8 protein-coding genes and 1 pseudogene are annotated in these 13,707 nt (G+C 53.7%); 2 read left to right on the forward strand and 7 right to left on the reverse strand.

From position 1 onward, the window contains the following. Together EV680_RS09315 and EV680_RS09320 are read right to left on the reverse strand one after the other, a co-directional pair. Nucleotides 1-1,991, reverse strand: a 1,991-nt coding sequence (locus EV680_RS09315) for an Ig-like domain-containing protein (protein ID WP_207894327.1), incomplete at its 3' end; no start/stop codon positions are given. Nucleotides 1,992-2,034: 43 nt separating this feature from the next. Then, nucleotides 2,035-2,931 carry an OmpA family protein gene (locus tag EV680_RS09320; protein WP_132954468.1) on the reverse strand — a complete coding sequence of 299 codons (897 nt, stop codon included), beginning with the start codon at nucleotides 2,929-2,931 and terminating at the stop codon, nucleotides 2,035-2,037. A gap of 618 nt (nucleotides 2,932-3,549) precedes the next feature. On the opposite strand from EV680_RS09320, the gene smc reads away from it, so the two are divergent. Next, nucleotides 3,550-7,041: a chromosome segregation protein SMC gene (smc, locus tag EV680_RS09325; protein WP_132954469.1), complete on the forward strand. Its 3,492-nt coding sequence runs from the start codon at nucleotides 3,550-3,552 to the stop codon at nucleotides 7,039-7,041. Between the two features lie 654 nt (nucleotides 7,042-7,695). On the opposite strand, the gene argG is transcribed toward smc, so the two are convergent. Next, nucleotides 7,696-9,048, reverse strand: coding sequence for an argininosuccinate synthase (gene argG / locus EV680_RS09330; protein WP_132954470.1), 1,353 nt, complete (start codon nucleotides 9,046-9,048; stop codon nucleotides 7,696-7,698). Nucleotides 9,049-9,194: 146 nt separating this feature from the next. Between argG and EV680_RS09335 the strand changes: the two genes are divergently transcribed. Next, nucleotides 9,195-10,004 (forward strand): competence/damage-inducible protein A, encoded by an 810-nt coding sequence (locus tag EV680_RS09335; protein WP_132954471.1) that lies wholly within the window; start codon nucleotides 9,195-9,197, stop codon nucleotides 10,002-10,004. Between the two features lie 391 nt (nucleotides 10,005-10,395). Here the strand turns inward: EV680_RS09335 and ccoP are convergent. The 4 genes and pseudogenes from ccoP to ccoN all read right to left on the reverse strand — a co-directional run. Next, a pseudogene (ccoP, locus tag EV680_RS09340) lies at nucleotides 10,396-11,406 on the reverse strand (cytochrome-c oxidase, cbb3-type subunit III); the annotation flags it as partial. Further along, nucleotides 11,406-11,603 (reverse strand): cbb3-type cytochrome oxidase subunit 3, encoded by a 198-nt coding sequence (locus EV680_RS09345; RefSeq protein WP_132954473.1) that lies wholly within the window; start codon nucleotides 11,601-11,603, stop codon nucleotides 11,406-11,408. The gene EV680_RS09345 and the pseudogene ccoP, both read right to left, overlap by 1 nt. Before the next feature lie 4 nt (nucleotides 11,604-11,607). Then, nucleotides 11,608-12,219 carry a cytochrome-c oxidase, cbb3-type subunit II gene (ccoO, locus tag EV680_RS09350; protein ID WP_132954474.1) on the reverse strand — a complete coding sequence of 204 codons (612 nt, stop codon included), beginning with the start codon at nucleotides 12,217-12,219 and terminating at the stop codon, nucleotides 11,608-11,610. A gap of 24 nt (nucleotides 12,220-12,243) precedes the next feature. Then, complete coding sequence (gene ccoN, locus EV680_RS09355) at nucleotides 12,244-13,680, reverse strand: cytochrome-c oxidase, cbb3-type subunit I (RefSeq protein WP_207894328.1); 1,437 nt, start codon at nucleotides 13,678-13,680, stop codon at nucleotides 12,244-12,246. Between the last annotated feature and the right edge of the window lie 27 nt (nucleotides 13,681-13,707).

A 13,707-nucleotide genomic window follows, 5' to 3' on the forward strand; every position in this document is an offset into this window, starting at 1 on the left:
TTCACTTCTACGCCGTCTTTGATTTCTCCGGCATTCAGATGGCCGTCGCCGCCGTCTTGAATCTCAACTACCGGCGCGCTCGGCGCGGTGGTGTCTACGCTGCCTTTGTCGGTGGCTTTGCCTTCGTTGCCGGCGGGGTCTTTTACGCCTGCGTCAACAGTGTATTCACCCTCAGGCAGTTCTTCGGGCACTTCCACGCTGTAAGTGCCGTCTTCTTTCACTTGGGTGGTAACGGTTTGGGTGTTGCCCGCGCTGTCGGTTACCACTACGGTAACCACGGAGCCTTCGGGCGCATCTGTGGTGCCGGTGATGATGGGCGTGTTGTCGTTGGTGTTGTCCGGCGCATCTACGGTAATTTCCGGCGCGGTGGTGTCTACGCTGCCTTTGTCGGTGGCTTTGCCTTCGTTGCCGGCGGGGTCTTTTACGCCTGCGTCAACAGTGTATTCACCCTCAGGCAGTTCTTCGGGCACTTCCACGCTGTAAGTGCCGTCTTCTTTCACTTGGGTGGTAACGGTTTGGGTGTTGCCCGCGCTGTCGGTTACCACTACGGTAACCACCGAGCCTTCGGGGGCATCTGTGGTGCCGGTGATGGTGGGGGTGTTGTCGTTGGTATTGTCGGGCGCGTCAACCGTGATTTCCGGCACGGTGGTGTCTACGCTGCCTTTATCGGTGGCTTTGCCTTCGTTGCCGGCAGGGTCTTTTACGCCTGCATCAACAGTATATTCACCTTCGGGAAGCTCTTCGGGCACTTCCACGCTGTAAGTGCCGTCTTCTTTCACTTGGGTGGTAACGGTTTGGGTGTTGCCCGCGCTGTCAGTCACCACCACGGTAACCACCGAGCCTTCGGGCGCATCTGTGGTACCGGTGATGGTAGGGGTGTTGTCGTTGGTGTGCTCGGGAACGTCAACCGTGATTTCCGGGGCAGTTGTATCCACCACACCCGGGTCGCTGGCCTGAGCTTCGTTACCCAGCTTGTCCGCCACTTTTGCCGTGGCTGTGTATTCGCCATCCGGCAACGCGTTGGGCACTTCAATCTGATAGCTGCCATCTGCCTGCACGGTAGTGGTTACCACTTGGGTGCCGCCGTTTACATCGGTGATGGTTACGGTGACCGTTTGGCCGGCTTCCACATCGGTGGTGGTGCCGGTGATCAGCGGGGTGTCGTCGTTGGTTAAATCGGGTGCGTTTACGGTGATGATGGCGGTGGTATCGATATTGCCCGTGTCGGTGGCAGAGGCCGTGTTGCCTGAAGGCGCGGTTACTGTGGCCTGCGCAGAGTATGCACCATCAGCCAAAGGTGTGCTCGGCTCCACGGAATAACTGCCATCTGCCTGCACCGTAGTGGTGACGGTTTGAGTGGCACCGGCGCTATCGGTCAGCAGCACAGCCACCACGCTGCCGGCCGGCGCATCAGAGGTGCCGGTAATCTGCGGGGTGTTGTCATTGGTGTTGTCGGGTGCATCTACAGTGATGTGTACAGCCGGGGGTGGGGGATTCTCATCGCCGCCTCCGCCGGAAGCGGCCGCTGCTGCAGCCAGCGGCAGCAAGGCCAACAGCCACAAAGGATTGGGCGCCCACAACGCGCTGATGATTTCGCCGCCCAAAGCCTGGCCGGCCTGCACTTCTTCTGCCAGCATGGTTACCGCATCTTCCGGCGCGGTGCTTTCCGGCACATAGGGATAAACATTGCCGTTTTCATGCTGGCCGATCAGCAAGCTGCTTTTAGACGCGCCGGTGGCATCAGCGTAATAGCCTTCGAGAATCAAATCGGGGTTATCGATGGTAGAGCCTTCAAACGCCACCACCAAATTATCGCCCACGCGTTTGGTCATGATGTTTTCCGGGCCAAACTGGGTCAGGTCGTCGATCAATTGATAATTAACGTCTGCCTGCGCCGGGATGCGCAGCGCTTGACCTGAGGCCGTCTGAAATTTAACGCTTTCCAAAGTTTCTTTGGCGTTATTAATATTCAATGTAATATTTTTAGACATTTTCTTCACCTTTGATTGTGAGCATTTATATTAAGTATTTTGTTTACTCGGCCTTTTCACCGTGCAAAATGATTTCTACGCGACGGTTAGGCTGATCGCATTCTTGACGGGCTTTGGTATTGCGCGGGTGTTTGGCGCGGCAGTCGGTTACCAGCAACTCTTTTTTACCGCGCCCTTCTGCGGTGATCAGCTTGCTGTCGAGGCCGCTGCCGGCCAAGGCTTGCTTCACGGTATTGGCGCGCGCTTGGGAAAGGCGGTTGTTGTAGACATCGCTGCCGGTGGGATCGGTATGGCCGATCACCGCAATATTGCTGATATGATTGGGATTTTTCTTGATATCTTCCGACACAGCTTCGATTTCCTGTTTGCCTTTAGGCAGCATGTTTTTGTAATCGGAGCGGTCGAATTTAAACAAGGCTGAGGCTTGCAGGCTGTATTTTTTCAAAATTTGGGCGCATTGCTCGGCACGCGTTACGCGCGAGAGGGTGTGCGTTTGCTGTTGCGTGCCCTGCAAATCGGCCTGAGCCTGCTCGGGCGTTACCGCCTCAAGAGCGGGCTTGCCGTTGTCGTCAACCACGCGGAAAAATGAAACGGCGGCATCCGGCAGATTGTAATAATTGCCCGATTTGGCCTTATCCAGATAAGCAGGGTCGCGGTTGGTGAATTCTGCGTAAAAGCGCTGGTTTTGTGCACACACCGCGGCTTGATGATAAGCATTGGGCTGCAAGGAGCTTAAATATTGGCCGTTCACATACACATTAACAGTCGGCCCCGAAATGGCTTCTGCTTTGCGGTAAAACACCACGGAAGACAAACCTTCGGGCACATCGGTGCTGTATACAAGATCTTGCGTATCCACCCAGGTGATTTCGGGGCGGGTGGCACAGCCGGCCGCCAGCAAAGGCAACATAATCCAGAATATTTTTTGACGTTGTAACATGATGTGAACTCCTTGTTTTATCGTGATTCAAGCGCAACCCCGGCCGCGCCTGCCCGCTCACTTTTGAATGGAAATATGGAAATAATGATGCTGCAAAATCATTTACAGATAAGGCAAAGCATCCAAATAAAATAATTCTTACCGAATAATAAACACACCATTAAAACCACATCAGATGCACCGATTATTCGGCGCGCTCTGCCGACAAAAGGCACGTCCGTTTTCATCAAAATTCCATCGTCATCAACCTGTTTTAAAATTTCAAAAAAATATTTTAGATATAAAACAATTAGTTATAAAATATTAATGAAACAGCAAAAATAATCATTTTGGATATAACCGGGCTTTTGTATTATTTCCACCACAAAGGAAATTTTAGTTCCCTTGGCTGAACAATCAATTTTCAATAAAAATCTTTAATCTAAAATAACCATATTTATTAATTTTTAATTTCAATAATTTTTCTTTAAATAAAATTTAATCTATAAATTTAAAATTATTAGCATCAATATTTTTTCATCAACCTGTCTTTAAACAATATGTTTACCGCCCGACAAAACCAAGCTTGCAACAACAATTTGAGCTAAAATAGCCCTCCTTTTCCCATCACTTTTGCTCATGCGCCTCACCCACATCAAACTTGCCGGCTTCAAATCCTTCACCGACCCCACCACCATTCACGTGCCCGGCCAGCTGGTGGCCGTGATTGGCCCCAACGGCTGCGGCAAATCCAACGTGATCGATGCCGTGCGCTGGGTGCTGGGCGAAGCTTCGGCCAAACAATTGCGCGGTGAAAGCATGCAGGATGTGATTTTCAATGGTGCGGCCACCCGCCGCCCCGCTCCGCGCGCATCGGTGGAGCTTGTGTTCAATAATGCCGACCAAACCCTGCAAGGCCCGTGGGGGCAATATGCCGAAGTGAGCATCAAGCGCCAGCTCACGCGCCAGGGCGAATCCACTTATTTCATCAACAATCAAGTGGTGCGCCGCCGCGACATTACCGACCTTTTCCTCGGCACCGGCGTGGGTGCGCGCGGCTATGCCGTGATTGAGCAAGGCATGATTTCGCGCATTATCGAAGCGCGGCCGGAAGAATTGCGCGCTTATATAGAAGAAGCGGCGGGCGTGTCCAAATATAAAGAGCGGCGCAAAGAAACCGAAGGCCGTCTGAAAGACACGCGCGAGCATTTGCAGCGTTTGGCCGATTTGCAAAGCGAATTGGGACGCCAAGTGGAAAAGCTGGAAAAGCAGGCCGAAACCGCCGAGCGCTATCAAACCCTCACCCGCCAACTCTCGCAGCAGCAAGACCTGCTCGATTATGTGCAATGGCAGCAAGCGCTGGCCGCCGCCGACAAAGCCACCGCCCAGCATCAAAACTTCCAGCAGCAGCAAAACGACACCGCCGCCCAAATCCAAACGCTCACCGAGCAAATCCACGCCCTGCAAACCACCGAGCAGGCACAGCAAACCGGCGCACACGACATCAGCCAGCGCCGCGGCATTTTGCGCGAGCAAATCGCCCGCCTCGAAGAGCAAATCCGCCACCAGCAAAGCCTGCATCAGCGCATCGAGCGCGACCGCAGCGCCGCACAAGTGCAGCTGCAGCGCATCCACCAAGAGCAGCAGCAAATCCGCGCCAAAGAAGAAGAAACCGATTTTCAAATCGAAGAAAAACAAACCGAGCTGGCCGAGCTCGCGCTGATGGTGGCCGAACACGAAACGCGCCTGCCCGAGCTGGAAGAAGCCCAAGCCGAAATCGAATCGGCCTACCAAAACCAGCAAGACGAACACAACCGCATCAAGCGCGAACTGGCGCTCAAGCAACAACAACGCCAACACGCCCACCAAACCCTGCATGCACACGCCCAGCGCCAAGGCCGTCTGAAAGAAGAAAACAGCGCGCTCAATCTGCCGGCCGATGCCGACACCGAAGCCGCGCAAGCGCAAGCCGCGCTGCTGGCCGAGCAGCAAGCGCATTACGAAGAGCAGATTCTGCTGGCCGAGCAGCAGCTCGAAGCCGCGCAACAACAGTTTCAGACGGCCTCAAGCCAACACCAAGCCCTGCAACAGCAACACATCACCGCCCAAGCGCAGCACGAAGCATTGGCGCAGTTGCTCAGCCAAAGCAGCGCCGACAGCGATTTTTGGGCGCACACCGATGCCGCGCACGCCCCGCCATTGTGGCAACACATCCACGCCCCCGCCGACTGGCAACACGCCTTAAGCGTGGTGCTGGCCGAGCGCCTGCATGCGCGCGCCCTGCCGCCCGAATTCGCCCTGCCCACGCCTTTGCCGCAAGGCCGCGCCGCTTGGTTGGCCGACAATCTTTCAGGCGGCCTCAAAAAAAGCCTGCCCGCGCTGGCCCTGCTCAACCAAATCCAGGTACAAGCCCCGTTTCAGACGGCCTTGCACCATTGGCTCGACGGCATCTTGTGCGCGCCCAACCTAGATTACGCCCTCGCCCACCAAAGCGATTTGCAGGGCCGCCAAAGCTGGCTCACCCCCGAAGGCCACCAAGTCGACCGCATCAGCGTGATGCTCTATGGTCAAAACAGCGGCGAAAACCTGATTGAGCACAAAGCGCGTTTGGACAAACTCGAAGCCGATTTAGCTACCCTCGCCCCGCAGCTTGCCAGCGCCGAACAAGCCCTGCGTCAGGCCCAAAGCGCCCGAAGCGCCGCCGAGCAGCACCACAAAAACCTTCAACAACAACAAAAACAGCATCAGCAGCAATACCAAGCCGCCCAAAGCCGCGCCGCCGAGCTGCTCGCCCGCACCAACCAAGGCCAAATCCGCCGCGAACACATCCAGCGCGAGCTTTTACAAATCGAAGAAGAAGCGCTGATTCTCGAGCAAACTTCAGACGGCCTCGAAGACGACATCGCCATATTAGGCGAAGCGGCGGCCGAGCTGGAGCAGCAACACCACCACATCGGCAACCAACGCAACCAGCAGCAAAACCAACTCAAACAAGCCCGCCTCGCCCTGCTCGAAGCCAACCGCCGCTACGGCCTGGCCGAAGTGGATGTGCACAAGCTGCAACAACAAAAGCAAACCCAGCAGCAGCAGCTGATCCAGCTCGAGCAGCAAACCCTCGATTGGCAAGAGCGCCAAAGCGAATTGGCGCTGGCCTACGAAGCCGAACAAGCCCAAGACGAGCAACACCTCAAGCTCGAAAACCTCAGCGAAGAAGTGCACACGCTGGATGAGCAATACGCTGTCATACAAGAACAATTAAACACCACCCAAGCCCAAGGCCGCGAGCAATACGCCGCCCAGCAAAGCCTGTCGGCCAAGCTGCCGCAATTGCAGGCCGCCACCCAAACCGCCTTATTGCAGCAACAAGAAGCCCTGCTCGGCGCCAAACGCTTCCACCAAAACCTTGAAGAGCGCCAAGCCGACCTTGCCGCGCTCGAAACCTTAGCCGCCGAATCCGCCAGTCTCAAAGCCCTGAGCGACGACATCGGCAACCTTGCCCAAAAAATCCAAGCACTCGGCGCCGTCAACCTCGCCGCGCTTGAAGAATTGCAAGAAGCCCGCGAGCGCGACGGCTACTACCGCCACCAAAGCGAAGATGTGCAATCGGCCATCGCCCTACTCGAAGAAGCCATCGCCCAAATCGACCACGAAACCAAAGCCCGTTTCAAAGAAACTTTTGAAGCCGTGAATGAAAAAGTGCAAACCTTCTTCCCCACCCTGTTTGGCGGCGGTGAAGCCCGTTTGCACATGATAGGCGACGATTTGCTCACCGCCGGCGTGTCCATCATGGCGCGCCCGCCCGGCAAGAAAAACAGCACCATCCACCTGTTGAGCGGCGGCGAAAAAGCCCTCACCGCCATGAGCCTCGTGTTTGCCCTTTTCAGCCTCAACCCTGCCCCCTTCTGCCTTTTGGACGAAGTGGACGCCCCGCTCGACGACGCCAACACCGGCCGCTTCTGCAACCTGGTGAAAGAAATGTCGGCGCAAACCCAGTTTCTCTATATCTCGCACAACCGCCTCACCATGGAAATGGCCGAGCAGCTTATCGGCGTAACCATGCAGGAAAAAGGCGTGTCCCGCATCGTGGCCGTGGATATCCAGCAAGCCCTGAGCATGGCCGAACCGGCTTGATGCCGATCAGATGCGGATAAAAGGAAAGGCCGTCTGAAAATATTTTCAGACGGCCTTTGATGGCATACCGATAAATTAAAAGACTTTAATATCAAACACATAGTGAAATAAAAGAAAAACGGATACAAGAATAAGAAATCTCAAATCGTGCGTAAAGTATGTGACGCAGCCACGCGCGCGGTTTAAACGGTTTCTGCGTGTATGGCTTGCTATATGCCCCGTGCAAACGGGTAGGTTAGGTTGTAAACCCAACAAATCCACAAGCCGTTTAAACCGTTGGGTTTATCAACCCAACCTACGCCATTGTAGAATGCAGTTTAGTGTCACTTTTTCTTGCATTTCAATATATTTTTCAAAAGCCTCAACATGTGTAGAGTGCGTACCATCGCACGCACATGTTTTAATCGGATTAAATTCACTTTTTGACAGTAAAACCAAAGCTGTCTGAAACGTTAACCCTTCAGACGGCCTCATAAAGCACAAGCAAGGTTTGCGGGCGATTTCAAAAAATTGGCACATGTTTGCATACAAGCCTTCATAAAAAGCAGGCCGTCTGAAAAAGATTTTCAGACGGCCTGCTTGCATCGGTTCTATCAAACGCCAAGCAAACGCCAAGCGCTTTCTTGCCAAAAAAACCAAACCGATGCCAAAGTTTTATTTACGCTCTTTATGACCCAATTGCGGCAGCACTGAGCCTTCGCCCAGTTGCAGCAAGCCCGATTTCGAATAAATGCCGAGCTTGGCGCGGGTGTCGGTGATGTCGAGGTTGCGCATGGTGAGCTGGCCGATGCGGTCGAGCGGGGTGAAAGCGGCGTTTTCCACTTTTTCCATGCTCAGGCGCTCGGGCGCGTAGGTGAGGTTGGGCGATTCAGTGTTCAGCAAGGAATAATCGTTGCCGCGGCGCAGCTCCAGCGTCACTTCGCCGGTGATGGCGCGCGCCACCCAGCGCTGGGCGGTTTCACGCAGCATCAGCGCTTGCGAGTCAAACCAGCGGCCTTGATAAAGCAGGCGGCCTAGGCGCAAGCCGTTAATGCGGTATTGCTCAATGGTGTCTTCATTGTGAATGCCGGTGAGCAGGCGCTCGTAAGCAATGTGCAGCAAGGCCATACCCGGGGCTTCATAAATGCCGCGCGATTTGGCTTCGATGATGCGGTTTTCGATTTGGTCGCTCATGCCCAAGCCGTGGCGCCCGCCAATGCGGTTGGCTTCGAGAAACAATTCTACCGGGTCGGCATATTCTTTGCCGTTCAAAGCTACCGGCACGCCCTCTTCAAAGCGCACGCTCACTTCTTCGGGCTTCACTTCTACGCTTTCATCCCAAAATGCCACGCCCATAATCGGTTTCACAATTTTGATGCCGGTGTTGAGAAATTCCAAATCTTTGGCTTCATGGGTGGCGCCGAGCATATTGGAATCGGTGGAATAGGCTTTTTCTACCGACATTTTGTAGTCAAAGCCGTTGGCAATCAGAAATTCGCTCATTTCTTGGCGGCCGCCCAATTCATCAATAAAGGTTTGGTCGAGCCACGGTTTGTAGATGCGCAAGCTGGGGTTGGTGATCAGGCCGTAGCGGTAGAAGCGCTCGATATCGTTGCCTTTATAAGTGGAGCCGTCGCCCCAGATATTCACATCATCTTCTTTCATCGCGGCCACCAGCATGGTACCGGTAACGGCGCGGCCCAGCGGCGTGGTGTTGAAATAAGTGATGCCGCCGGTGGATACATGAAACGCGCCGCATTGAATCGCGGCAATGCCCTCGTGCGCCAGCTGGCTGCGGCAATCGATCAGGCGCGCTTCAATCGCGCCATAGGCTTTGGCTTTTTGCGGAATGGCATTGTAATCTTCTTCATCAGGCTGGCCGAGATTGGCAGTGTAGGCATAGGGCAGCGCGCCTTTGAGCTTCATCCACAACAATGCGGCCGAAGTATCGAGGCCGCCTGAAAATGCGATGCCGACTTTCTCGCCTGCCGGCAGATTTTGTAAAATGGTATGATTTTGATTGCTCATGCGATAAATTCCTGTGTGAAGTGATGCCGGTGCGCCTGCAAACCGCAGCGGTCAAAATGGGTTTATTATTGTATGAATCGGCTGTTTAGTCCAGCCTTTGCCGCATTTCAGACGGCCTTTTTATTTATGCGCTTCTCTGCTTCTTTATGGAAAACCAAGCTATGTATTTTAATTTGATGATTATCGGTGATGAAATTTTGCACGGCAATCGCGCCGACAAGCATTTTGCCTTTTTCAAATCGCTGCTGGCGCAATATGGCTTGCAGCTTGGCCAAGTGCAATATCTGCCCGACGAGCGCGCTTTGTTGGTCAAGCAATTGCAGCGCAGCTTTTCAGACGGCCTGCCCACTTTCGTTACCGGCGGCATCGGTGCCACGCCCGACGACCACACCCGCCAAGCCGCGGCCGAAGCGCTGGCGCTGCCCTTGCAGCTACACCCTGAGGGCATCGCCAATATCGAAGCCGTGTCGCACCGGCGCGGCGATGCGCTGGATTCCGACGCCCACCGCCAGCGCTTGCGCATGGCCGAATTTCCGGCCGGTGCCAACTTGATTCCCAACAGCTATAACGGCATTGCCGGCTTTGCCATACACGAACATTATTTCCTGCCCGGCTTTCCGGTGATGGCCCACCCAATGGCAGAATGGGTGCTCAACACGCATTATGCCGCCCGCTTTCACCAAACACCGCGCGCCCAGCGCGCCATTTGGTTGTTTGATTTGCCCGAATCGCATATCGCGCCGATTATGGAAGCCATCGAAACGCGTTACCCCGGCATACGCAGCTACAGCCTGCCCAGCGAAGGCGGCCTGCAAGATGATGGCCGCATCAGCCTTTCCCGCGTAGAATTCGGTTTGAAAGCCGAAGGCAGCGCCTGCACACAGATTGATTCGGCCTGGCAGGAAGTGCAGCAGCAATTGCAGGCCATCGGCGGACGGCTGGTACTGATGAAATAAAGTCGGTTTAAGTTTAAATAGATAAACTATTAAAAAACCAACAAGCCAAAGGCTGTCTGAAAACTTTCAGACGGCCTGAGACCTTAGTAAATACCGTTTAGCTTTCAAAAATCTTTCCAGCTCTCCATTCCGGCGCAGAGCCACTGCCATCCGAAATAACGGATTTAAACATTTTTCATCAAGGTGGAGGCGCTTTACAAAGATCTCGGGCCTTTTCATACGATGCTGCAATGGTTTGTTTTAGCTGTAATGTTTGCTTTAATGCTGTCCCGATCCCAATCAATAAAACAAAGCAACTACGCGAAAGCCACCCCGAATCAGGGTGGCTTTTTTGATGTTGCTTATATGCTGCTCAGTTTATGGGCTTGCACGGCTTATGCCGTTATTGGCCGGCAGATGCAGCCGAAGCAGCAGAAGGAGCTGAAGCTTCAACCGATGCAGCAGGCGCAGGCGCGGCGGCAGCCGGTGCTGCTTGGCCGTCTTTGTGCGACAAGCCCCAAACATAAGCGGTCATGATGTGCAATTTGTCTTTATCGAGGAAGTTATCCCACGCCGGCATTTGGTTGTGGCGGCCGTTGGTAATGGTTTCGATAATGGCTTTTTGCGTGCCGCCCCACAACCAAACGTCATCGGTCAGATTCGGCCCCAAGCCCAACACGCCTTGGCCTTTGTCGCCGTGGCAGGTAAAGCAGTTGGCCGGCGGGCCGTGGAAGATGGCATTGCCGCGGGCGGCACGCTCTTCATCATATTGGCCGGCAGGTTTGGAGAAAGACATCACATAGTTGGCCACATCTTTCACACGCTCTTCACCCAATGCAGGCCCCCACGGTGCCATGATGGCAATGCGGCCTTTGGCGATGGTTTCGTGAATCTGCTCAGGTGAGCCGCCCCACAGCCAATCGCCGTCGGTCAGGTTCGGGAAACCTTTAGAGCCTTTCGCATCAGAGCCGTGGCACTGAATGCAATAGGTGTCGAACATGTTTTTACCGATGCGTTGGGCTTGCGGATCTTTGGCCACTTCTTCAATCGGCATGTTGGCAAATTTGGCATAAATTTTGCCATATTGCTCATTGGCTTTTTGCACTTCTTTTTCATACTGATTGTGACTGGTCCAATTCAGATAGCCCTTGTAGTCGCCCAAGCCGGGGTATAAAAACAAATAGGCGGCGCTGAAAACCATGGTCAGCACAAAGAGGTAAAACCACCAGCGCGGCAGCGGGTTGTTGTATTCCTCGATGCCGTCCCATGAATGGCCCATGGTTTTGACATCTTCACCCTTGGGCGGCATTTTGGTTTTGTTTTGCGACAGCAGCAGCCAAGCCAAACCGACGAAGCTGAGCACAACAATGGCGGCAATGTATATATTCCAGAAATTACTGGTAAATTGGGAAGTGGTATTCATTATTTTGCTCCGTTATCACGGGTATCACGGGGTAGCCGGGCAGACTCGTCTGACGGTGTGTCGTTGTCGTCCATGATGCTGTTGGCCGCATCACGGTAGTTTTGCTTGTTGCGCCGATTAAGCACGATATACAAAACCAGAATAAAGCTAACAAATACCCACACAGTAAAGAGCGAGCGCACCCAGTTGATATCCATGATGTTACCTTACGTTTTTCAATGCCAAGCCCAAACCTTGCAGATAGGCAATCACCGCATCGAGCTCTGATTTATTGGCCAAATCTTGCGGCGCTTTTTCGATTTCCTCGTCGCTATACGGGGTGCCGACCATGCGCAATGCTTTCATATGGCGCACGGTAGCCTCTGCATTCACGGCGTTGCGTGCCAACCACGGGAATGAAGGCATATTGGATTCAGGCACAACATCGCGCGGGTTCAGCAAGTGGATGCGATGCCATTCGTCTGAATAGCGGCCGCCCACACGAGCCAAATCCGGGCCGGTGCGTTTGGAGCCCCATTGAAACGGACGGTCATACACCGATTCGCCGCCCACCGAATAGTGGCCGTAGCGCTCGGTTTCCGCACGGAACGGGCGAATCATTTGCGAGTGGCAGTTATAGCAGCCTTCGCGCACATAAATGTCGCGACCGGCCACTTGCAAGGCGTTGTAAGGTTTCACACCGGGAGCAGGTTCGGTAACCGATTTGGTGAAAAACAGCGGCACCACTTCAATCAGCAGGCCGACGCTGATCACCAAAAAGGTAAACACAATCAAAAACCCGACTTTTTCTTCAGCTAGTTGTTGTAATTTCATCTTGGTAGCCTATCTTTCTTTTATTTAGTGGTGTTGCGTCTGCGAAATAACCGGAATCTCCGCATCCACAGCTTTGCCACCGGACACAGTGCGGTAGACGTTATAAGCCATCAGGATCATACCGGTCAGATACAGCACACCGCCCGCAAAACGAATCATGTAGAAAGGCATGCTTTGTTTTACCGATTCAACGAAAGAGTAAGTCAGCGTACCGTCATCGTTAAGCGCGCCCCACATCAAGCCCTGCATCACGCCTGAAATCCACATAGAAGAAATGTAGAGCACCACACCGATGGTAGCAATCCAGAAATGCGCCTCAATCAGCTTGGTGCTGTACATTTCTTTTTTGCCCCACAAACGCGGAATCAGATAATAGATAGAACCGATGGTGATGAAGCCTACCCAGCCCAAAGCGCCGGAGTGTACGTGGCCGACAGTCCAGTCGGTGTAGTGGCTCAGCGCATTCACCGATTTAATCGACATCATCGGACCTTCAAAGGTCGACATACCGTAGAACGACAGCGACACCACCAGGAATTTCAAAATCGGATCGGTGCGCAGTTTGTGCCATGCGCCGGAAAGGGTCATAATACCGTTGATCATACCGCCCCAAGAAGGTGCAAACAGAATCAGCGACAACACCATACCCAAAGATTGCGTCCAGTCGGGCAAAGCGGTGTAGTGCAGATGGTGCGGACCCGCCCACATATAGGTGAAAATCAGCGCCCAGAAGTGCACCACCGACAGACGGTAAGAATACACCGGACGACCGGCTTGCTTGGGTACGAAGTAATACATCATACCAAGGAAGGCCGCAGTCAGGAAAAAGCCCACGGCATTGTGGCCGTACCACCATTGCACCATGGCATCAATCGCACCCGAATAAATCGGGTAGGATTTCATCATGCCTGACGGAATGCTGAGGTTGTTGACGATGTGCAGCAGGGCAACGGCCAGAATAAAGGCACCGTAAAACCAGTTGGCCACATAAATATGCTTGATTTTGCGGGTGGCAATGGTGCCGAAAAACACAACCGCGTAAATCACCCACACCACGGCAATCAGAATATCGATCGGCCATTCCAGCTCGGCGTATTCTTTACCTTGGGTGTAGCCCAGCGGCAAAGTAATCGCCGCCAGCACAATCACCAGCTGCCAACCCCAAAAAGTGATGGCTGGCAGGATATTGCCGCCGAAAAGGCGCACGTTACAGGTGCGCTGCACCACATAATACGAGGTGGCAAACAAGCCGCAGCCGCCAAATGCGAAAATCACCGCATTGGTGTGCAAGGGGCGCAGGCGGCCGAAGTGAAACCACGGGCCGATATTCGACAAATCAAGGGACGGGGCAAACAATTGGGCGGCGATAATCACGCCGACCAGCATACCCACAATACCCCAAACTACAGTCATGATGGCGAATTGACGCACCACCTTGTAGTTATAAGTTTGCGTTTCCATGAGGGTCTCCATTAAACATGGCAATTA

It is taken from the genome of Uruburuella suis (assembly GCF_004341385.1).
Lineage (GTDB): Bacteria > Pseudomonadota > Gammaproteobacteria > Burkholderiales > Neisseriaceae > Neisseria > Neisseria suis.

Coding starts and splice junctions, on each gene's coding strand:
- smc (WP_132954469.1), top strand. CDS start 3,550: ATGCGCCTCACCCACATCAAACTTGCCGGCTTCAAATCCTTCACCGAC.
- argG (WP_132954470.1), bottom strand. CDS start 9,048: ATGAGCAATCAAAATCATACCATTTTACAAAATCTGCCGGCAGGCGAG.
- ccoO (WP_132954474.1), bottom strand. CDS start 12,219: ATGAAATTACAACAACTAGCTGAAGAAAAAGTCGGGTTTTTGATTGTG.
- ccoN (WP_207894328.1), bottom strand. CDS start 13,680: ATGGAAACGCAAACTTATAACTACAAGGTGGTGCGTCAATTCGCCATC.
- EV680_RS09335 (WP_132954471.1), top strand. CDS start 9,195: ATGGAAAACCAAGCTATGTATTTTAATTTGATGATTATCGGTGATGAA.
- EV680_RS09345 (WP_132954473.1), bottom strand. CDS start 11,603: ATGGATATCAACTGGGTGCGCTCGCTCTTTACTGTGTGGGTATTTGTT.
- EV680_RS09320 (WP_132954468.1), bottom strand. CDS start 2,931: ATGTTACAACGTCAAAAAATATTCTGGATTATGTTGCCTTTGCTGGCG.